Origin of the sequence: Sphingomonas sp. Root241 (assembly GCF_001428865.1) — a bacterium.
GTDB lineage: Bacteria > Pseudomonadota > Alphaproteobacteria > Sphingomonadales > Sphingomonadaceae > Sphingomonas.
Map to the genome: position 1 here is coordinate 2,252,965 of NZ_LMIV01000001.1, position 18,962 is coordinate 2,271,926.

Genomic DNA, 18,962 nt, shown 5'->3' on the forward strand with positions numbered 1-18,962 from the left:
TCATGCGTGGGCGAGCCTTCCCTGGATTGCCGCGCGGCGCACCTTGATCGGTGCGGTCGGGGCGTGAATCGATTCGACGAGATCGGCGAGGTCGCTCGCCGCGTGCGGGCGGCCGACGCTCTTGGCGCGCGCCGCGGCATTCTCCAGCGCCTGTCCGTCGAGCCCGAGCTTCTGGATCTGCTTGGCGAGTTCGGTCGCATTGAAGGCGCGCTGCGAGATCGTTCGCGCGCCGCCGGCATTGGTGATCTCGCGCGCATTGGCGGTCTGGTGATCGTCGGTCGCGCTGGGCAGCGGCACGAGGATCGCCGGGCGGCCCGCCGCGGTCAGCTCGGCGATCGTCGATGCGCCCGCGCGGGCGATGACGATATGCGCCCAGGCGAGCGCCTCGGGCATGTCGGTGATATAGGTCGAGACGTCGGCGGGGATGCCGTGCGCCTGATATTTGGCGCGCACCGCGTCGATATTCTCGATCCGCGCCTGATGCGTGACCTGCAGCCGGCGGCGGAAATGCACCGGGAGCAAGGCGAGGCCGTCGGGCACCACTCGGCTGAGCACCGTAGCGCCCTGGCTGCCGCCGGTGACGAGCACGCGGAAAATTCCCTCCTCGTCGACGATCGGATAGGGCCGATCGCGCAATGCCAGCACCGCTTCGCGCACCGGATTGCCGATCAGGTGCGTCTTGCGCGTCCAGCGCGGTTTCATTCGCTCGACTTCGTCATAGGAAGTCGCGATCGCGTTGACCCGGCCCGCGACGAAGCGATTGACCCGGCCCAGCACTGCGTTCTGCTCATGGATCACCGTCGGCACGCCAGCACGGAACGCAGCTAGCAAGGTCGGCAGAGCGGGATAGCCCCCGAACCCGATCACCGCCGACGGCTTCAGTTCCTTGAACAACCGCAGCGCCATCGAGCGTCCCGCCATGATACGCCCAGCCGCGCGGATATAGCCGAGCGGTCCGCCGCCCAATCGTCCGGCGGGCAGCACATGCGTGTCGATTCCATCGAACAGTCCCGGAAAGCGCACCCCGCGATCGTCGCTGACCAGCGAAACCTTGTGCCCCCGGTTCGCCAGTTCGGCCGCGAGCGCCGCGGCGGGCACCATGTGCCCTCCGGTGCCGCCTGCTGCCAGAACATAGCTGCGCGAATTCGTCATCCCTTGCTCCACCGACCCGTATATGGCGAGCGCTTCAGATACGGGTTTCGACGCGTGAAGGCGAGCAGCAACCCGTATCCGATCGACAGCGCGATCATCGACGATCCGCCATAGCTGATGAACGGCAAGGTCATGCCCTTGGACGGTGCGATGCCGGTGTTCACCGCCATGTTGATCAGTGCCTGCACTCCGAATTGCGCCGCCAGCCCCGACGCGGCGAGCAGCCGGAACGCGTCTTCCTCGTCGAGCATCTTCATGAACACCCGGATCACGATCGCAGCATAGAGCATGACGATCACCGCGCAGGAGATCAGCCCGAACTCCTCACCGATCACCGAGAAGATATAGTCGGTATGCGCTTCGGGCAGCTTGAACTTGACCTGCCCGCTGCCCGGCCCCGTCCCCGTCAGGCCGCCCGCACTCAACGTCTGGTGCGCCATGTCGACCTGATAGCGATCGGCGAGCGCGGCTTCCTTGGTGGGGAACAGGAAGTTGTTTATCCGCGTGTGCGCCGTGTCGTAGAACAGATAGGCCGCGACCACGCCTGCGATCGCCGTGCCGATCAGCCCGCCGATCGCCACGGCCGAGATCCCCGAGATCGTCAGCAGGATCAGCCAGACCGTACCGAACACGATGGTCTGGCCGAAATCGGGCTGGAGCATCAGCAGCACTGCGATCACCGCGGTCAGCCCGCCGGTGATGAACAGCACCGGCAGTTCGGGATCCTTGGCGCGGAACGACAGCATCCACGCGGTCGCGACGATGAAGAAGGGTTTGAGGAATTCGGAAGGCTGAAGATCGGAAACGCCGAAGTCGATCCAGCGTCGCGCGCCGTTCGCCTCCGAACCGATGAACGGCACCAAAGCGAGCAACAGCAGGAACAACCCCGCCCCGAACAAGGCGAAGCGCCGCGCAACGGTGACCGGCAGCATCGATACGCCGATCAGCACCGGCACCGACAGGCAAACCCACATCAACTGGCGCCAGAAATAATGCATCGCCGGCATGATGTGCGTCGCGTCCGAATAGCGCCGCGCGGTGGCGGGCGAGGCGGCGGCGACGGCGACGAGCCCGATCGCGATCAGCAGCATCGCGAGCAGCAGCAGGACGCGATCCACTTCCCAGAACCACATGCCGGCCCGCGTCGTGTTGGCGCGGCCGAGCTGCTTGCTCACCCGGCGGCGGACGTCGCCATTGGGTCGTTCGGTGTCGGCAGCTTCGCTCATCCGAGCGCAGCCACGGCATCGCGGAACGCCTGGCCGCGCGCCTCATAATCCTTGAACTGGTCGAACGAGGCGCAGGCGGGGGAAAGCAACACGGTATCGCCCGGCTGGGCCTGCGCGGCGGCGCTCTTCACCGCGGTTTCGAGCGTGCCCGAACGCTCAACCGGCATCTCGCCTTCGAGAAGGCCCGCGAACAGCTCGCCCGCCTCGCCGATAGTATAGGCCTTGACGACATGGCCGAAGCCCGGCCGGCACGCCTCGAGGCTGTCGGTCTTGGCACGCCCGCCGAGGATCCAGTGCACGCGCGGATAGGCCGAGAGCGCCGGCGTGGTGGAATCGGCATTGGTCGCCTTGCTGTCGTTGACGTACAGCACGCCGTTTTTCGTCGCGACCCGCTCCATTCGGTGCGGCAGGCCGGGAAATGTCTCGAGCCCCTTGTCGATCGAAGGATTGTCGATGCCCAAAGCCTCGCATGCGGCGATCGCGGCGAGCGCGTTCTGGGCGTTGTGCGGCCCCTGCAGTGCCGGCCAGCGCGACTGGTCCATGCACACGCCCGGCGCGATCTTGTGGAGGTCCTCGCTGCGGCCCGACACCGCGACTTGCCGCGCAATGGCGGCGGAAGGCACGTCGCCGATGCCGATCACCGCGGCATGCCCCCTCGACTGCATCTCGAACAGCCGCGCCTTGGAGGCGGCATAGCCCTCGAACCCGTCATAGCGGTCGAGATGATCGGGGGTGAGATTGAGCAACACCGCGACATCGCAATCGAGGCTGAAGGTCAGGTCGATCTGATAGCTCGAAAGTTCCAACACATAGACGCCGCCCTCTGGGAGAGGATCGCGCCCGAGGATCGGCAGCCCGATATTGCCGCCGGCGAGGCTGGGCAGACCGGCAGTGCGGCAGATATGGTCGATCAGCGCAGTGGTGGTCGATTTGCCGTTGGTACCGGTGATCCCGACCACCTTGTGGGGCGGGAGCTCGGCGCGCGTCTGTGCGAACAGCTCTATATCGCCGATGACCGGCACGCCCGCGTCGCGCGCCTTGGCGGCGATCGGGTGCTTGTTGAGGGGAACGCCGGGAGAAACCACGACCCCTGCGAAACCGGTGAGATCGAGTTCCAAGGGATCCGCGAGCACCAGATCCTCCCCGGCACGGGGAGGGGGACCAGCCGCAGGCTGGTGGAGGGGGCTCTCCTCATCGGGAGTTGCTTGCGGCGCTCCCCCTCCACCAACGACTTCGTCGGCGGTCCCCCTCCCCGTTCCGGGGAGGATCAAAGAACGCGCCGCCTCGTTCGAATCCCACGCGACCACCTCCGCCCCTGACGCCAGCAGCGCATGCACCGTCGCCAGCCCCGACCGCGCAAGTCCGAGCACTGCATAGCGTTTGCCGCGCCAGGCCGTGCTCGTGATCACCTGAGCTTCAGCGTCGAGAGCCCCGCCAGCGCCAGCACGAACGCGATGATCCAGAAGCGGATCACCACCGTCGGCTCCGACCAGCCGAGCTGTTCGAAATGGTGGTGGATCGGCGCCATCTTGAAGACGCGCTTGCCGGTACGCTTGAAGAAGAACACCTGGATGATGACCGAAAGCGCCTCGACGACGAACAGTCCGCCGATGATCCCGAGCACCAGCTCGTGCTGCGCCGACACCGCGATCGCGCCGAGCGCGCCGCCGAGTGCCAGGCTGCCGGTATCGCCCATGAACACCGCGGCCGGGGGCGCGTTGAACCAGAGGAACGCCAGCCCGGCACCGACGATCGCGCCGCAGAAGATCGCGAGATCGCCCGCGCCCGGCACGTGCGGGATGCCCAGATAGGTCGCGAATACCTTGTTGCCCGCGATATAGGCGATCAGCATGAACGCCATGCTGGCGATCACCACCGGCATCGTCGCGAGCCCGTCGAGCCCGTCGGTCAGGTTCACTGCATTGCCGAACGCGACGATCGTGAAGGCGGCGAAGGGGATATAGAACCAGCCGAGATCGGGATGGATCCAGCTGAAGAACGGCACGTAGAGCTGCGTGCCCGTCTGCGCGATGATCACCCAGCTCGCCATGCCAGCGATCGCGAACTCGCCGAGCAGCCGTACCCTGCCCGATACGCCGGCGGTGCTCGCCTTGCGCACCTTGTCGTAGTCATCGAGGAAGCCGATCGCACCGAAGCCGAAGGTCACGAACATGCACGCCCAGACCAAAGGGTTGGCGAGGTTCATCCAAAGGAACAGCGCGATCATCAGGCTGGTCAGGATCATCAGCCCGCCCATCGTCGGCGTGCCGCGCTTAGCGAGGTGACTCTGCGGCCCGTCGCTGCGGATCGGCTGTCCCTTGCCCTGGCGGACGCGCAGCCAGCCGATGAACTTCGGCCCGATGATCAGCCCGATCAGCAGCGCGGTCGCCACCGCCGCGCCGGTACGGAACGAGAGATAGCGGATCAGATTGAGGATACCGGGGAAGCCCAGCTGTTCGGCGATCCAGTAAAGCATCAGGCCATCGCCCTTTCCGCCAATGCCGCCACGACCGTCGAGAGACGCACGCCGTTCGAGCCTTTCACGAGGACCGCATCGCCCGGCGCCAGCACGGCATGAAGCCGTTCGCGCGCGGTTGCGGCGTCGGGCACATGGACGAATTCCACTTTGCCCTCAAGCGCATTCGCCAGCGCGCCCATCGCCCCGCCGACGAGGATGGCATAGCCGACCCCCGCCGCCGCGATCGGCTCGGCGAGCCCCGCGTGAAACGTGTCCGAATGTTCTCCCAGCTCGCGCATCTCGCCGAGCACCGCGATTTTCCGGCCCGGCTCGTTGGCGAGGACGGCGAGCGTCGCACGCATCGAGGCGGGGTTGGCATTGTAGCTCTCGTCGATCACCAGCGCTTCGCCGTCCGGCAATTCGGCCATGAAGCGCGCGCCGCGCCCCGCGAGCCCGCCCATCTCGGCGAGCGCGAGGCCCGCCATTTCGAGGTCGCCGCCCGCTGCGTCGACCGCCGCGAGGATCGCCATCGCGTTCGACACCCAATGCTCGCCCGGCTGTGCGATGGTGAAGCTCAACTCGCGCGCATCGAAGCGCGCCGTGACGAAGGTCCCGCCGGTGCGCGTCCGCATCCGCTCGACCGCGCGGAAATCGGCGCCGTCGTTCAGCCCGAAGGTGACGATCTTCGCCGCAAAGGGTCTGGCCGCCGCGACCAGCCGGTCGCGATGCGGGCTGTCGAACGGCACGATCGCGGTTCCGCCGGGCTCGAGCCCCTGGAATATCTCGCCTTTGGCGTCGGCGATCGCCTCTTCGCTGGCGAAGAAGCCCATATGCGCCGGCGCTATCGTTGTGATCATCGCGACATGCGGCCGCACCAGCCGGGTGAGCTGCGCCAGCTCGCCCGCGTGGTTCATCCCCATCTCGAACACGCCGAACCGCGCGTCGCGCGGCATGCGGGCGAGGCTCAAGGGCACGCCGGTATGGTTGTTGTAGCTTTTCACCGAACGATGCGCGCAGCCTGGGTCAACCCGGTCGAGCGCGGCGAACAAAGCTTCCTTGGTGCCGGTCTTGCCCACCGATCCCGTGACGCCGATCACCTTGCCGTTCATGCGGGCGCGGGCCGCGGTGCCGAGCGCGTCGAGCGCGGCGGTCGTGTCGGCGACGCGGACATGCGGGTGCGGAGTCGGCTCGGACACCACGGCCCCGGCCGCGCCCTGCGCAAACGCCTGGTCGAGAAAGCGATGCCCGTCGGTGGTCTCGCCCTGCAAGGCGAGGAACAGGTCGCCGGGGCCCACTTCGCGGGAGTCGAAGGTCACGCCCGAAACGTCGAATGCCACCGAGGGCTGGCCGCCGGTGGCGCTGGCGATTTCGTCGGAGGTCCAGAGCGTCACGTCGCGCATTCCCGGGCAACGCTCACGTCGTCGAAAGGAAGCACGCGATCGCCGACGATCTGGCCCTGTTCGTGCCCCTTGCCCGCGATCAACACGATATCCGCGGCTTCCGCCATCGTGACCGCCGCCGCGATCGCCTCGCGCCGGCCCCCGATCTCGGTCGCGTCCGGCGCCCCCTCGAGCACTTCGGCGCGGATCGCCGCCGGATCCTCGCCGCGCGGATTGTCGTCGGTGACGATCACCACGTCCGCACCCGCCGCCGCGGCCTGCCCCATCGGCTCGCGCTTGCCGGTGTCGCGGTCGCCGCCGGCGCCGAAGACGAGGATCAGCCGGCCGCTGGTATGCGGCTTGAGCGCCGCGATCGCCGCCTCCAGCGCATCCGGCGTATGCGCGTAATCGACGTAAACCGGTGCGCCGCTGCGCGTGATCACCGCGCGCTCGAGCCGTCCGCGGACCGGCTGCAGCCGCGCGAGATTGGCCAGCGTCGCGGCCACGTCGCCGCCCGTCGCGATCACCAGCCCCGCCGCGGTCAGCGCGTTTGCTGCCTGATAGTCGCCGATCAGCGGCAGCATCACCTTGTGTGTCGCGCCTCCCGCCTCGATCGTCAGCCCCTGCCCCAGCAAGGTCGGATCGCGTGCCACCAGCTTGAGCGTCTCGCCATGCTCGCCCACCGTGATCAGCTTGTTGCCACGCATCCGGGCGAGCTCTTCCACGCGCATCGCATGCGGATCGTCGGCCCAGACCACCGCGGCGCCGTCCATGTCGAGCACATCGGCGAACAGCCGGAGCTTGGCATGGAAATAGGCCGCCATGTCGCCATGATAATCGAGATGGTCGCGGCTTAGATTGGTGAACGCCGCCGCGCGCACCGGCAGCCCTTCGGTGCGATATTGCGAGAGCCCGTGCGACGACGCCTCGAACGCGACGTGCGTCACCCCTTCGCGGGCGAGCCCGGCGACGTTGGCGAGAAAGGTGACGACGTCGGGCGTGGTCAGGCCCGTCGAAACGGTATCATCGGACGTGGTCACGCCCAACGTCCCGATCGATGCCGCGTGCTGCCCCGCCATTCGCCACAGCTGGCGCGTCATCTCGACGGTCGAGGTTTTGCCGTTTGTGCCGGTCACCGCCACGGCGGTCTCGGGGAACGGCGCGAAGAACCTGGCTGCCAGCCGCGCGAAGCGCTCGCGCGGGTTCACATCGGCGATGTGCAGCGCACCTTCGACCACTGCCTCGGGCCGCGCGACGATCGCCACCGCACCGGCCTTCACCGCTGCGGGAATGAAGTCCTCGCCATTGACCCGCGCGCCCTCGAACGCACCGAACACGGTTCCCGGAGCGACCTTGCGGTGATCGATCGCGAACCCGGTGACGACGGCGCTTTCCTCTCCGCCGGTCAGCGCGCCGAGTCTCATTCGGCGCCCAGCTTGGGATCGGGTCCCGTCCAGATCAGCGGGAGCAATTCGCGCTCGTCGATGTCGCGGCCGGCGTTGGGCGTGACGCCGAGCAGCGTCCCGGTGCGGCTGACCACACGGGATACGACGGGAGCGGCGGTCCACGCGGCGGTGGTGCGGTACACTCCCTTTTGGGGATTTGCCTTGGGCGAATCGAGCATGGCGACCATCACATAGCGCGGTGCGTCGATCGGGAAAGCCGCCGCGAAGGTCGAGACGTTGCGATGCTTGTCATAGCCGCCACCCGAAGCCGCCTCGGCGGTGCCGGTCTTGCCCGCGATCCGGAAGCCGGGTGCCTCGCCCTTGCGGCCGGTGCCCTTGAGCACGATCAGCCGTAGCAACTGGCGCATCCGCGCGCTGGTCGATTCCTGCAGCGCGCGTTCCCCGGCCGGAACCTTGTTCGGATCGATCTTGAGCAACGTCGTCGGGCGCAGGATGCCGCCGTTGACCAGAGTCGCATAGGCATTGGCGAGATGGAGCGGCGTCACTGCGATGCCATGGCCGTACGCCGTGGTCATCACCGTTATCCGGCCCCAGTAACTCGGCCAGAGCGGCTTTGCGCCGCCCACTTCGATGCCGGGGCGGCGATCGAAGCCCAGCCGGCGGAACATATTCTGCAGCTTTTCGGCGCCGAGCTCGTCCGCGATCCGCGCGGTGGCGATGTTCGACGAATAGACCAGGGTCTCCGGGATGTTCAGCCAGCGAAACTGTTCGTCGCCCGGATCGTCGTGGATCATGAAGCGCCCGACCTGGAGCGGCCGTGTCGCGTCGAAGCGCCGCGCCATGTTGGTGATCGTCCCCGAATCGATCGCCGCCGCCACGGCGAGCGGTTTGAAGGTCGAGCCGAGCTCATAGACGCTCTGCGTCACGTTGTTCGGCGGCGCCGCGCCTCCGAGTGCATTGGGGTTGAAGCTCGGCAGCGACGTCATCGCGAGCACTTCGCCGGTGTGCACGTCGAGAATCACGCCTGCCGCGCCGCGCGCCTGCAGGTCGGTCATCGCCCGGCCGAGTTCGTTCTCGAGCGCCGCCTGCACCCGCGTGTCGATCGACAGCGCCACCGGCGCGCCGCGTTTCGCCGGATCGGTCAGTTGGCGGTCGAGTACCTTCTCCATTCCCGACACGCCCGCGCCTTTGGCGTCGAGAAAGCCGAGAATGTGCGCGGCCATCGTCGATTGCGGATAGAGCCGGTCCGGCTCGCGCTGGAATTCCATGCCCGGCTCGCCGAGCGCGTTCACGGCCGTCACCAGCTCGGGCATCGCCCGGCGCTTCAGATAGGCGAAGCTGCCGCCCGAATTGAGCAAGGCGTAATAATGGGAGGCACTCTGCTCGGGGATCAGCTCCGCGAGCTTCTGCGCCAGCGCGGCCTTGTCGCCGATGACCTGGTTGGGGTGCACGGCAATGGACCATGCGTCGATGCTGCGCGCGAGCGGCGCGCCGTTACGGTCGACGATGTCGCCGCGCGGCGGGATCAATGCCAGTCCGATGTCGCGCGCGACGGCGGGTTCGGCCCACAGCGCCAGTAGCGCCAGCTTGCCGATCACCACCAGCATGCCGAAGCCGAACAGCAGCGAAAGCACCATCAGTCGCAGCTGGGCAATGGCGACGAGCGCCTGACGGGCACCGCCCGTACGACCCTGCCGGGTCGGCGGGGCGACGACGACGATCAACGCAGCGCCAATTTCTCGCGCTTCGCCAGCTTCCGCAGATCGTCCATCGTCGAAGCGCTCAATACGCCGCGATCCACCGAGGCGATCGCCTGGCGGTCTGCCTTCTTCATCAGCTTGCGAAGCTCCGTGTCCTGCTGCGCGACGCTCTTCGTGGCGGCAGCCTGCGGGGCCTCCTGCACCGGATTGGTCACTTGCGCCACTGCCACGGCGGCGACCTGCGCGGCGGGTGCGCCAGCCGGCACCACCAATGCGGCGGTCTGAATGTCGGCCGGCTGGCCGAGGCTCGCCAGTGCGGTCTCGCTCGCCAGATACTGCTGCGCCACCGGCGCGGCCAGCGCCAGCACTTCGCCGTTCCAGCGCTCGAGCTGGGCGAGGTTGGCGCGCGTGTTGAACTCGGTCTCGAGGCCGCGGATGTCGCGCTGCGCCCGGACGATCGCCAGCTTGGTCGCTTCGAGTTTCGCCCGTTCGGCCGCGCCATGCGAATTGACGAGGTAGCATGCCGGCGCCACGACAACGCCGCACAGGAACCACCCCAGCCCCTTGAAGCCCTGCACTGCCATCAGTTCACTCCCTCACTGCCCCATGGCGCCGCGGCCGTCCGACGCGCCACGCGCAGCGTCGCAGACCGGGCGCGCGGGTTACGCGCTACTTCCGCCTCGCCGGGCCGGACGGCCTTGGCGGGGGTCTCAAAACTCGGCGCAGCCCTGGGGCCTGCCATCGGACGATGCCGCGAACCGGCGGGCTCGCTGCCGCTACGCTCGCGCAGGAACCGCTTCACCATGCGGTCCTCGAGCGAGTGGAAAGTGACCACCGCCAGTCGGCCTCCAGGCTTGAGCACGCGCTCGGCCGCAGCCAGCCCTTCCGCGAGCTCGTCGAGTTCGCGGTTGAGGTGGATTCGGATCGCCTGAAAGGTCCGGGTGGCCGGGTCCTTCTTGTCGTAGTGTTTATGGTTTAATGATTTTCTAACCACGTTGGCGAGTTCGGAAGTCCGCTTAAGGGGTCGTGCGGAGACGATCGCACGCGCGACTCGGCGGGACTTCGGCTCCTCGCCAAAGTTAAATAAAACGTTAGCGATCTCTTCTTCTTCGGCGGTGTTCAGCCACTCCTCGGCAGTCATCCCCGACTGGCTCATCCGCATGTCGAGCGGCCCGTCGGTCTGGAAGCTGAAACCGCGATCGGCCTGGTCGAGCTGCATCGACGAGACGCCGATATCCATCGTCACACCGTCGACCGGCACCAGCCCGCGGCGTGTCAATTCGCCTTCCATCTGGCTGAACGGCGCCTCGATCAGGATCAGTCTTCCGTCCGCCTTCGTAACGAGGGTTTGGCCGCCCTCGATCGCCTGGGGGTCGCGATCGAAGGCGGCCACCTCGGCACCCCGCTCGAGGATGGCTTCGGTGTAGCCGCCCGCGCCGAACGTCGCGTCGACATGGCGCTCGCCGGGCACGACGGCGAGGCTCTCGACCACTTCGTCGAGCAGCACGGGAATGTGGGGCGCGCTCACAGCTTCACGCCCTTTGATTGGCAAAGATATTCGCAGATCTCGCGAAGGCCGGGATCGGCATTGTCGTCGGCGAGCAGCACTTCGGGCGCCCAGACGTCGAACGTCTCGCCGCTGCCGTTGAAGAACGCCCATTTGCCGATCTTCGCCTTCATCCGGAAAAAGGGCGGAATCACGAACCGGCCGCTGTCGTCGAAAGGCGCCTTCTCGACGAGACCGAAGGCGCGGCGCTTGGCGCGCGTATCGGCATCCTCGCCGCGATCCGCCGCAAGCTGCTCCTTGCGATCGAGCCGGTCGTATTTCTCCTTCGACCAGCTCAGATCGTGCGCGGAGAGGCACGGATCCTCCGGGTGGAGGCCCACAACGATCTGGCGGATGTCGGAATTGCGCTCGGCGGCGGCGCGCAGGTCTGCGGGAATGGCGACGCGACCCTTCAGGTCCACCGCCTGGAGCGCAAATCCTTCGAAGAGCTCCCTATCCGCCACGCCCAAACCCCTTTTGGGCACGCCTTCCCCGTGTCCGGAATCGCGGTTTCCCGGCTGGTCCTCCGGTGTTCGATCTCACGGTGAAAAGGGACGTGCCCCCTTAGCCGTCATGTTTGATCACAAAAGCGGCCGGGACACAACGGGTAAAGTGGGGATTAGACGGGAATTTCCCCCACTTTGCCCCTAAAAACACAGTTGTTTTTCCTATAGGCGCTATATGTTCTTTATTTGTACTTACAGCGACATGCTGCGCGACCGGGCAAGCGCGCAAATGTGCCCACAAGCGGAGGATTTCGGATTTTCTATTGGATTACAGGCTATTGATCGGAAATAGCGCAGGGGAATTGCGCGATCGCGCGTCTAATCGGGCCAAATCACATTCGACTGGCGACTCATGCGCAAGGCAGTCTTCCCCGCGCTGCCCGCTATATCCCGTCAGTTCGCCGGGGTGTCGTCCGGCGCATCGGTAGAGGAGGTGCTCGGCGCGACGCCCAGCTCGGCGAGCGGCTCGTCCTTTTCCTTCTCGCCCGCAAGGTTGACGGGTTCCACAACCATATTGGCGACCACTGCCGAATTAGGGGCTCCGACGGCCGACACCGGCTCGTCACGATTGGCGGAGGAAAAGATCGCGGTGGCCAATCCGATCAACACAAGAACCATCGCCAGCCCGGTCATACCGACCCGGACACGCTGCATCGCCTGCTGTGAGTCTTGCGATCCCGACTTCATAGCTGTGGCATAAATGTAACGCATCGCCACGCCCGTGTCGAGGCGGACGGTCAGGCGGCGTCGAGCCACTCCGGCACGGGCAGCCCCTTCGAACGCAACCAGGCGCCATTGTACAGGGTCGAGAGGTAGCGGAAGCCGGTGTCGCACAGGATCGTCGCGATCCGCTTGCCCGGCCCCAGCTGCTTCGCCAGCCGCACCGCGCCGGCGACGTTGATCCCCGAGGAGAGCCCGAGGCACAGCCCCTCCTCCTTGAGCAGCCGCTCGACCCATTCGAGCCCTTCCTCGTCGGAGATGCGGAATTGGGTGTCGACCGGCGCGCCTTCCAAATTGCCGGTGATCCGCCCCTGCCCAATCCCTTCAGCCACCGAAGAGCCTTCGGACCGCAGCTCGCCGCAGGCGTAATAGTCGTAGAGCGCCGCGCCATGAGGATCGCTGAGCGCGATGCAGACCTGCTCGTCCTTGGCTTTGAGCCCCAGCCCCACGCCTGCCAGCGTGCCCCCGGTGCCCACCGAGCAAGTGAACCCGTCGATCCGGCCCTCCATCTGGGTCCAGATCTCCTCGGCGGTGCCGACGATGTGCGCGCGGCGATTGGCGATATTGTCGAACTGGTTGGCCCAGATCGCGTTGGGCGTCTCCTCGGCGATGCGGCGCGAGGTGTGCACGAAATGCCCCGGGTTCGAATAAGGCGCCGCCGGGACCAGCACGAGCTCCGCGCCGAGCGCGCGCAGCGTATCCATCTTCTCGCGGCTCTGCGTCTCGGGCATGACGATGATCGTCTTGTAGCCCTTGGCATTGGCGACCAGCGCAAGCCCGATCCCGGTATTGCCCGCGGTGCCCTCGACGATCGTCCCGCCGGGCGCGATCGCCTCGCGCTCCTCGGCATCCTGGACGATGAACAAGGCCGCCCGGTCCTTCACCGACGCCCCCGGATTGGCGAATTCGCATTTGCCGAAGATGTCGCAGCCGGTCGCCTCGCTAGGCCCCTTCAGCCGCACCAGCGGAGTGTTGCCGATCAGGGCCAGCGTATCGGATGTCACATGCATAACGACTAGATAGGGGCGTCCGGCCCCGCACCGCAAGCAAGCGAAACTATACGGATACGCCGGCCTGCTTGAGATGCGGCTCCAGCCGCCCGCTCAGCCACAGGAAGAACATCCGGTAATCCGAGAAAAGCGACCAGAGCGGATAGGTGAAAGTCGCCGGCCGGTTCTTCTCGACTCCGAAATGCGCGCCCCAGGCGAAGCCGTAGCCCGCCAGCGGTACCAGCACCCACCACCAGCCGCCCTGCATCAGCGCGATGGCGAGGAACACGAAGGTCAGCGCGGTCCCGATATAATGCAGCCGCCGCGTCTCGGGCTTCGCATGCTCGCGCAGATAATAAGGCCAGAAATCGCCATAGCGGGTGATCGTGCGCGCCATGGCCGTGATGCTACGCTTGTTTCGCGCCGGCGCAAGCTATGGTAGAGTGTCACGCAACGGAGGTAGAAATGGGTGTGCAGCTGAACATCAAGGATGCCGAGACGATCCGCCTCGCCCGCGCGCTGGCGGAGATGACCGGCCAACCGATCACCCAAGCGATCCGCGTAGCGCTCGAACGCGAGCTGCAAGAGCTCGACCGCGCGAAGGAGGAACGGCTCACGAAGTTGCGCAGCATCGTCAAGGAGGCGCGCGCGCTCTGGAAGCCGGAATTTGAAGGCGAAGAGCTATCGATCACCCATGCCGACCATCTCTACGACGAGCGCGGCCTGCCCAAGTGATCGTCGACACGTCGGCCATCGTGGCGATCCTGCGTGCCGAAAAGGAAGCGGATGACTTTCTCCTCGCACTCGACGCGAGCCGGCCCGCAAAAATCTCGGCCGGCTCCTGGATCGAGCTGGGAGCAGTGCTTTCGGGCTTCGGCATATCCAGTCTCGAAGCGCAGTTGCTCGAGCTCAAGAAAACCGCCGGCATCCAGATCATGCCAGTGACCGAGGAACAGGCCGAAATCGGGCGCCGCGCCTATGCAATTTTCGGCAAGGGAAACCACCCTGCCCGCCTCAACTTCGGCGATTGTTTTGCCTACGCGCTCGCCAAGGCTACCGGCGAGTCCTTGCTCTTCAAGGGCAAGGACTTCGCCCACACAGACATAACGCCGGCCGCGTGAACGAACGCAAGCACAGCTTTCCTCCCGTCGTCGACCCACAAGTCCGCCTGCTCGTCCTCGGCTCGCTCCCCGGCGAACGTTCGCTCGCCGAGCGGCGTTATTATGCGCATCCGCAGAACCAGTTCTGGCGGCTGATCTCCCCCGCCGCCGGAGTCGACTTGCCCTCCCTGCCCTATGATGCCCGTCTCGAAGCGCTCCTCGCCGCGCATATCGGCCTGTGGGACGTCGTCGCCAGCGCCACCCGGCCGGGAAGCACCGACGCGGCGATGCGCGACATCGAAGGGCATGACATTGCCGCGCTCGCCGCGACCCTGCCCGATCTGCGCGCGATCGCCTTCAACGGCGGCACTGCGCTGCGCCACGGCCTGAAGCAACTCGGCGCCGCTGCGGTCCGCTACGAAATCGTCGCGCTCCCTTCGAGCAGCCCGCTCCACACCATCGGATTCCATGCCAAGTTGCCGGCATGGCATGCGCTGTCGGCATGGCTGAAGGCGGATTCAGGACCTTTTCCGCACCGTCCGTCATGATGACACACACTGACATCGCACTGTCACCGCACTGCAGCAACGCCGCCACCGACCGGTCATGACCCCCGCCTAAGCCCCCGCTCGCCGCACTCAGCGGTCTGTCGGGGAACAATCAAAATGAAGGTCGCATATCCTGTCCGTGCCGGGCTTTTCGCATTGCTCGCCACCTGCAGCACCGCTGCACTCGCGCAAACCAGCACCGAAAGCGCCGCGCCCGAAGCCGAGACGCAGGATTCGGAAATCGTCGTAACCGGCCGCGCCGGCGCGGGCGAGCGCACGCGGGTCGAGACCAGCTACGCCCTCACTTCGATCGACAACGACGCGCTGCGCTCGCGCGCCGCGTCGAGCGTCACCGAAACGCTCAAGTCGGTTCCCGGCTTCTGGGTCGAGGCCTCGGGCGGCGAAGGCAGCGGCAATGTCCGCGCGCGCGGCATTCCGGTCGACGGCTTCGGCTCGATCAACCTGCTCGAGGACGGACTGCCGGTGCAGCACGATCCCTCGCTCGGCTATCTCAATGCCGACCAGGCGTTCCGCGTCGATGAATCGATCGAGCGCGTCGAAGTCGTCCGCGGCGGACCTTCGTCGATCTTCTATCCGAACGCCCCGGGCGGCGTAGTCAATTTCATCACCCGCAAGCCCGGGGATTCGATCTCGGGCGTCGCGCGCGTGCTCTATGGCCCGACCGCCGAGCTCTATCGCTTCGACGGCTGGGTGGGCGCGCCGATCGGCGGCGGCTGGGGCCTGAGCGTCGGCGGCTTCTATCGCAGCGAGCAGGGCGTGCGCGATCCCGGCTTCACCGGCAACAAGGGCGGCCAGATCCGCGCCGACCTGCATGGCGATTTCGGCAATGGCAGCACCACCTTCAGCTACAAGCACCTCGACGACCATGCGATCTTCTACACCGGCATCCCGCTGACCAAGGACAGCGAAGGCGACATCGTCGGCCTGCCCGGCTTCGATCCGCATTACGGCACCACCGCGAGCCGCGCGGTCGCGCGCATGACGCTCAAGAGCGCCACCGGTCCGGTCGATTTCCGCGAATCCGACGGCACCAGCATCCGGCTCGATCAGCTGAGCTGGCTGAGCGACTGGGAATTCGGCGACGGCTGGAAGATCTCGAACAACCTGCGCTACCGGGATTCGCGCACGGTGCGCAACGGCGTCTATCCGGCGTCGGTGAGCACGGCGACGGCGCTGCTCAACACCTATCGCAACCAGGTGCTCGCCGCCTATCCGGGCGCGACCAGCGTCCAGCTGCGCTATGTGGATGGCGGCACGCCGTTCGACGTGACCGGGCAGAACGGCAATGGCGACGTGTTCATCAACGCTGCGCGCCCGGTGACGGTCGAGGAAAGCGAGCTTCTCGACGATCTGCGCTTAGCGCGCAGCTTCGCGATGGGCAGCACCACGCATGATTTCGCGATCGGCGCCTATTACGCCTACATCAAGGAGACCTTCACCCGCTATTCGGCCTCGACCCTCCAGGACGTGTCGGGCAATTCGCGCCTGCTCGATCTGGTCGCGCTCAACGCCGCGGGCCAGGTCGTCGGCGCGCTCACCGACAAGGGCGTCGCGCGCTACGGTTCCGAATTCGCCAACGGCTATGGCTCGTCGAACACGATCGCGCTCTATGCCTCCGACGAGTGGCAGCTCACGCCGGCGCTGCGCATCGACGGCGGCGTGCGCTGGGAGAAAGTGAGCACGCGCGGCGCGCAGGAGGGCAACCGCAGCGTCGACCTCGGCGACGCGACGACGCTCGCCGACAACAATGTGCTCACCGGCAACGGCGTATTCACGCCCTATAGCCGCGATTTCGACCAGACCGGCTGGACGCTCGGCGCCAATTGGCAGTTCGCCCGCGGCGCGGGCCTGTTCGCGCGCTACACCTCGGCCTTCCGCCTGCCGAGCGTCGGCAGCTTCATCACCAACGCCACTGCACAGCCGGTGACGCAGGGGATCAAGATGTGGGAGGCCGGGCTCAAATACGCCTCGCCTCTGGTCAGCCTCTACGCCACGGCGTTCCTGACCGACTTCGATTCCTATTCGATCGGCAACACCCAGTTCAATCCGGCGACCAACGGCTATACCCAGCAGACGGTCTATACCGACACCCGGGCCTACGGCGTGGAATTCGAGGGCGTCGTGCGCCCGGCCACCTGGTTCGACTTCACGCTCAACGGCACGTGGCAGAACCCGACCTTCCGCAACCTCGTGTACAACGAATTGTCGGGCACCACGCTGATCCCGCGGGATTACAGCGGCAACCAGCTCCTCCGCGTGCCCCGCCTCGCGCTGCGTGCTACTCCTGCGGTCACCTTGTTCGACAACCGCTTCCGCGCCCAGCTCGATGTCGAGCATTACACCAAACGCTACGCCGATGCCGCGAACACCTCGGAGCTACCGGCCTATACCGTGCTCAACGCCAGCGTCCGCCTCGGGCTGACCGATCAGATCAGCCTCTGGGCCTATGGCGACAATCTGACCAACACGATCGGCCTCACCGAGGGCAATCCGCGCGCCGGCGAGCTGACCAGCGGCCAGGCCAACGACCTATTGTTCATCGGCCGCCCGATCGTGGGCCGGAACTTCCGCTTCGCAGTGGATTTCAAGTTCTGATGCGTGTCCTCGCGCCTGCGCTCCTCGCCGTCCTCGCGCCCGCGGCGGCGATGGCGCAGGACGCGGTCTTCACCGGCGAGATCACCGGTGCCGACCACCAGCATTACAAGCCGGTTCCGTTCGACGTCCCCACGGGCGTCGAGCGGATCACCGTCACCCTGACCTACGACAAGGTCGACAAGACCGTCGTCGACATGGGGGTGTGGGATCCCGAGCGATTCCGCGGCTGGAGCGGCGGCACGCGCGACCGCTTCACGCTTTCTCCCAGCGACGCCACGCCCGGCTACCTCCCGGGCACGCTCCCTGCGGGCCGCTGGCAGCTGATGCTCGGCGTCCCCAACGCACGCGCAAACAGCCACGCGGCGTATCGCGTGACGGTGGACTTCGATCGGGCCGGCTCGACCCACGCGAGCGATCGGATCGCCGACGCGCCGCTCAATCCCGCCCCCGGCTGGTATCGCGGCGATCTCCACATGCACGATGCCAACAGCGACGGCAGTTGCGCGAGCCAGAGCGGCAAGCGCGTCCCCTGCCCGCTGTTCCGCACCGTGGAAGCGGCGGCCAGAGCCGGACTCGATTTCGCCGCGGTCACCGATCACAACACCGTCGCGCATTTCGGCGGCCTGCGCGAACTCCAGCCCTGGTTCGATCGCACCTTGCTGATCCCCGGCACCGAGATCACCACCTTCGGCGGCCACGCCAACATCTTCGGCGAGCGCCGCTTCGTCGATTTCCGTGTCGGCGCCGCCGTGCCCGACATCGCCGCGCTGACTCGCGATGTCGCGGCGGCGGGCGCTATCCTCTCGATCAACCATCCCGCGCTGCCTTCGGGCGAGGCGTGCATGGGCTGCGGCTGGACCTGGCCGGACACCGACTGGAGCCGCGTCACGGCGATCGAGGCCGTCAACGGCACGATCGCGAGCGGCCCGTTGGCCGGCATCGGCTTCTGGTACGCCCGCCTCAACGAAGGCCGTCGCCTGACCGGGATCGCGGGGAGCGACAATCACGATCCCGATGCGCCGCAGGGCAAGGCGCCGATCGGCCGGCCCACCACGGTCGTCCACGCACCCGAACTCTCGATGGCCGGCATCCTGGCGGGGATACGCGCCGGCAATGTCTTCATCGACGTGACCGGCACGCGCAACCGCCTCCTCGAAGTGACTGCGACGGCGGGCAAGGCTCAGGCGGTGGTGGGCGGGACGATCGCCGGCGATGCCGGGCTGCGCATCCGCGCGCATGTCGTCGGCGTCGCCGGCGCCAGCGCCGAGCTCGTGGTCAACGGCGCGGTAGCGGGCCGCTCGCCGGTCGCCGGCGACGACGCGCATGTCGAATTCCCGCTCGCGCCGCGAAGCTGCGGCTGGACGGCGGTGAATGTGCGGGACGGCCAGGGCAATCCGCTGCTGATCGGAAACCCGCTCTATCTGACCTGCCGGCGATCGTAGATACAGCCCAGGTTTGAGGACCCATTCAAGCGGTTGATTTGACTAACGGACTACCTCCCACACTCGTCATCCCCGCGAAAGCGGGGACCCATCTCCTGAGCGAGCGGCAAAATGCACCGGCGCGCTCGTGGATAATGCTGGAGATGGGTCCCCGCTTTCGCGGGGATGACGCGT

18 protein-coding genes are annotated in these 18,962 nt (G+C 66.7%); 5 read left to right on the forward strand and 13 right to left on the reverse strand.

The window, feature by feature from the left end:
- The 13 genes from murG to ASE13_RS10380 form a co-directional block, all read right to left on the reverse strand.
- A complete protein-coding gene (gene murG, locus ASE13_RS10320; RefSeq protein ID WP_056614291.1) occupies positions 1–1,152 on the reverse strand; it encodes an undecaprenyldiphospho-muramoylpentapeptide beta-N-acetylglucosaminyltransferase in 1,152 nt (383 codons plus the stop codon).
- Complete coding sequence (locus ASE13_RS10325; protein ID WP_056614295.1) at positions 1,149–2,378, reverse strand: FtsW/RodA/SpoVE family cell cycle protein; 1,230 nt, start codon at positions 2,376–2,378, stop codon at positions 1,149–1,151. The genes murG and ASE13_RS10325 overlap by 4 nt, the downstream gene beginning before the upstream one ends.
- Positions 2,375–3,787, reverse strand: a complete 1,413-nt coding sequence (gene murD / locus ASE13_RS10330) for a UDP-N-acetylmuramoyl-L-alanine--D-glutamate ligase (RefSeq protein WP_056614298.1) — start codon at positions 3,785–3,787, stop codon at positions 2,375–2,377. The genes ASE13_RS10325 and murD overlap by 4 nt, the downstream gene beginning before the upstream one ends.
- On the reverse strand, positions 3,784–4,854 hold the full coding sequence (gene mraY, locus ASE13_RS10335) for a phospho-N-acetylmuramoyl-pentapeptide-transferase (protein ID WP_056614303.1): 1,071 nt from the start codon (positions 4,852–4,854) through the stop codon (positions 3,784–3,786). Before mraY ends, murD begins: the two co-directional genes overlap by 4 nt.
- On the reverse strand, positions 4,854–6,236 hold the full coding sequence (locus ASE13_RS10340; RefSeq protein ID WP_056614306.1) for a UDP-N-acetylmuramoyl-tripeptide--D-alanyl-D-alanine ligase: 1,383 nt from the start codon (positions 6,234–6,236) through the stop codon (positions 4,854–4,856). The genes mraY and ASE13_RS10340 overlap by 1 nt, the downstream gene beginning before the upstream one ends.
- On the reverse strand, positions 6,224–7,639 hold the full coding sequence (locus ASE13_RS10345) for a UDP-N-acetylmuramoyl-L-alanyl-D-glutamate--2,6-diaminopimelate ligase (protein ID WP_056614308.1): 1,416 nt from the start codon (positions 7,637–7,639) through the stop codon (positions 6,224–6,226). Before ASE13_RS10345 ends, ASE13_RS10340 begins: the two co-directional genes overlap by 13 nt.
- On the reverse strand, positions 7,636–9,345 hold the full coding sequence (locus ASE13_RS10350; RefSeq protein ID WP_056614311.1) for a peptidoglycan D,D-transpeptidase FtsI family protein: 1,710 nt from the start codon (positions 9,343–9,345) through the stop codon (positions 7,636–7,638). Before ASE13_RS10350 ends, ASE13_RS10345 begins: the two co-directional genes overlap by 4 nt.
- On the reverse strand, positions 9,342–9,905 hold the full coding sequence (locus tag ASE13_RS10355; protein ID WP_056614313.1) for a hypothetical protein: 564 nt from the start codon (positions 9,903–9,905) through the stop codon (positions 9,342–9,344). The genes ASE13_RS10350 and ASE13_RS10355 overlap by 4 nt, the downstream gene beginning before the upstream one ends.
- Complete coding sequence (gene rsmH / locus ASE13_RS10360; RefSeq protein WP_235536912.1) at positions 9,905–10,849, reverse strand: 16S rRNA (cytosine(1402)-N(4))-methyltransferase RsmH; 945 nt, start codon at positions 10,847–10,849, stop codon at positions 9,905–9,907. Before rsmH ends, ASE13_RS10355 begins: the two co-directional genes overlap by 1 nt.
- Positions 10,846–11,331 (reverse strand): division/cell wall cluster transcriptional repressor MraZ, encoded by a 486-nt coding sequence (locus ASE13_RS19830; RefSeq protein WP_056615100.1) that lies wholly within the window; start codon positions 11,329–11,331, stop codon positions 10,846–10,848. The genes rsmH and ASE13_RS19830 overlap by 4 nt, the downstream gene beginning before the upstream one ends.
- 435 nt (positions 11,332–11,766) lie before the next feature.
- Positions 11,767–12,084, reverse strand: a complete 318-nt coding sequence (locus ASE13_RS10370) for a hypothetical protein (protein WP_235536913.1) — start codon at positions 12,082–12,084, stop codon at positions 11,767–11,769.
- Positions 12,085–12,110: 26 nt separating this feature from the next.
- Positions 12,111–13,103, reverse strand: a complete 993-nt coding sequence (locus tag ASE13_RS10375; RefSeq protein ID WP_056614315.1) for a cysteine synthase A — start codon at positions 13,101–13,103, stop codon at positions 12,111–12,113.
- 46 nt (positions 13,104–13,149) lie between these two features.
- Complete coding sequence (locus ASE13_RS10380) at positions 13,150–13,479, reverse strand: DUF962 domain-containing protein (RefSeq protein ID WP_056614317.1); 330 nt, start codon at positions 13,477–13,479, stop codon at positions 13,150–13,152.
- A 68-nt stretch (positions 13,480–13,547) separates the two neighbouring features.
- Between ASE13_RS10380 and ASE13_RS10385 the strand changes: the two genes are divergently transcribed.
- The 5 genes from ASE13_RS10385 (at position 13,548) to ASE13_RS10405 (ending at position 18,788) form a co-directional block, all read left to right on the forward strand.
- The gene (locus ASE13_RS10385; RefSeq protein WP_056614318.1) at positions 13,548–13,817 is read left to right on the forward strand and encodes a type II toxin-antitoxin system VapB family antitoxin; all 270 of its coding nucleotides are present in this window, start codon (positions 13,548–13,550) and stop codon (positions 13,815–13,817) included.
- Positions 13,814–14,203 (forward strand): type II toxin-antitoxin system VapC family toxin, encoded by a 390-nt coding sequence (locus tag ASE13_RS10390; RefSeq protein ID WP_056614321.1) that lies wholly within the window; start codon positions 13,814–13,816, stop codon positions 14,201–14,203. Before ASE13_RS10385 ends, ASE13_RS10390 begins: the two co-directional genes overlap by 4 nt.
- Positions 14,200–14,730, forward strand: coding sequence for a DNA-deoxyinosine glycosylase (locus ASE13_RS10395; RefSeq protein WP_056614324.1), 531 nt, complete (start codon positions 14,200–14,202; stop codon positions 14,728–14,730). The genes ASE13_RS10390 and ASE13_RS10395 overlap by 4 nt, the downstream gene beginning before the upstream one ends.
- Before the next feature lie 117 nt (positions 14,731–14,847).
- Complete coding sequence (locus tag ASE13_RS10400; RefSeq protein ID WP_082596543.1) at positions 14,848–17,346, forward strand: TonB-dependent receptor; 2,499 nt, start codon at positions 14,848–14,850, stop codon at positions 17,344–17,346.
- The gene (locus ASE13_RS10405) at positions 17,346–18,788 is read left to right on the forward strand and encodes a CehA/McbA family metallohydrolase (protein WP_082596545.1); all 1,443 of its coding nucleotides are present in this window, start codon (positions 17,346–17,348) and stop codon (positions 18,786–18,788) included. Before ASE13_RS10400 ends, ASE13_RS10405 begins: the two co-directional genes overlap by 1 nt.
- The last annotated feature ends 174 nt before the right edge of the window (positions 18,789–18,962 follow it).

What these genes read in the sequence shown, in the direction of transcription:
- ASE13_RS10400 (WP_082596543.1), top strand. Translation starts at nt 14,848, where the DNA reads ATGAAGGTCGCATATCCTGTCCGTGCCGGGCTTTTCGCATTGCTCGCC.
- ASE13_RS10405 (WP_082596545.1), top strand. Translation starts at nt 17,346, where the DNA reads ATGCGTGTCCTCGCGCCTGCGCTCCTCGCCGTCCTCGCGCCCGCGGCG.
- ASE13_RS10325 (WP_056614295.1), bottom strand. Translation starts at nt 2,378, where the DNA reads ATGAGCGAAGCTGCCGACACCGAACGACCCAATGGCGACGTCCGCCGC.
- ASE13_RS10375 (WP_056614315.1), bottom strand. Translation starts at nt 13,103, where the DNA reads ATGCATGTGACATCCGATACGCTGGCCCTGATCGGCAACACTCCGCTG.
- mraY (WP_056614303.1), bottom strand. Translation starts at nt 4,854, where the DNA reads ATGCTTTACTGGATCGCCGAACAGCTGGGCTTCCCCGGTATCCTCAAT.
- ASE13_RS10385 (WP_056614318.1), top strand. Translation starts at nt 13,548, where the DNA reads ATGGGTGTGCAGCTGAACATCAAGGATGCCGAGACGATCCGCCTCGCC.
- ASE13_RS10380 (WP_056614317.1), bottom strand. Translation starts at nt 13,479, where the DNA reads ATGGCGCGCACGATCACCCGCTATGGCGATTTCTGGCCTTATTATCTG.
- ASE13_RS10340 (WP_056614306.1), bottom strand. Translation starts at nt 6,236, where the DNA reads ATGCGCGACGTGACGCTCTGGACCTCCGACGAAATCGCCAGCGCCACC.
- ASE13_RS10370 (WP_235536913.1), bottom strand. Translation starts at nt 12,084, where the DNA reads ATGCGTTACATTTATGCCACAGCTATGAAGTCGGGATCGCAAGACTCA.
- murG (WP_056614291.1), bottom strand. Translation starts at nt 1,152, where the DNA reads ATGACGAATTCGCGCAGCTATGTTCTGGCAGCAGGCGGCACCGGAGGG.
- ASE13_RS10345 (WP_056614308.1), bottom strand. Translation starts at nt 7,639, where the DNA reads ATGAGACTCGGCGCGCTGACCGGCGGAGAGGAAAGCGCCGTCGTCACC.
- ASE13_RS10355 (WP_056614313.1), bottom strand. Translation starts at nt 9,905, where the DNA reads ATGGCAGTGCAGGGCTTCAAGGGGCTGGGGTGGTTCCTGTGCGGCGTT.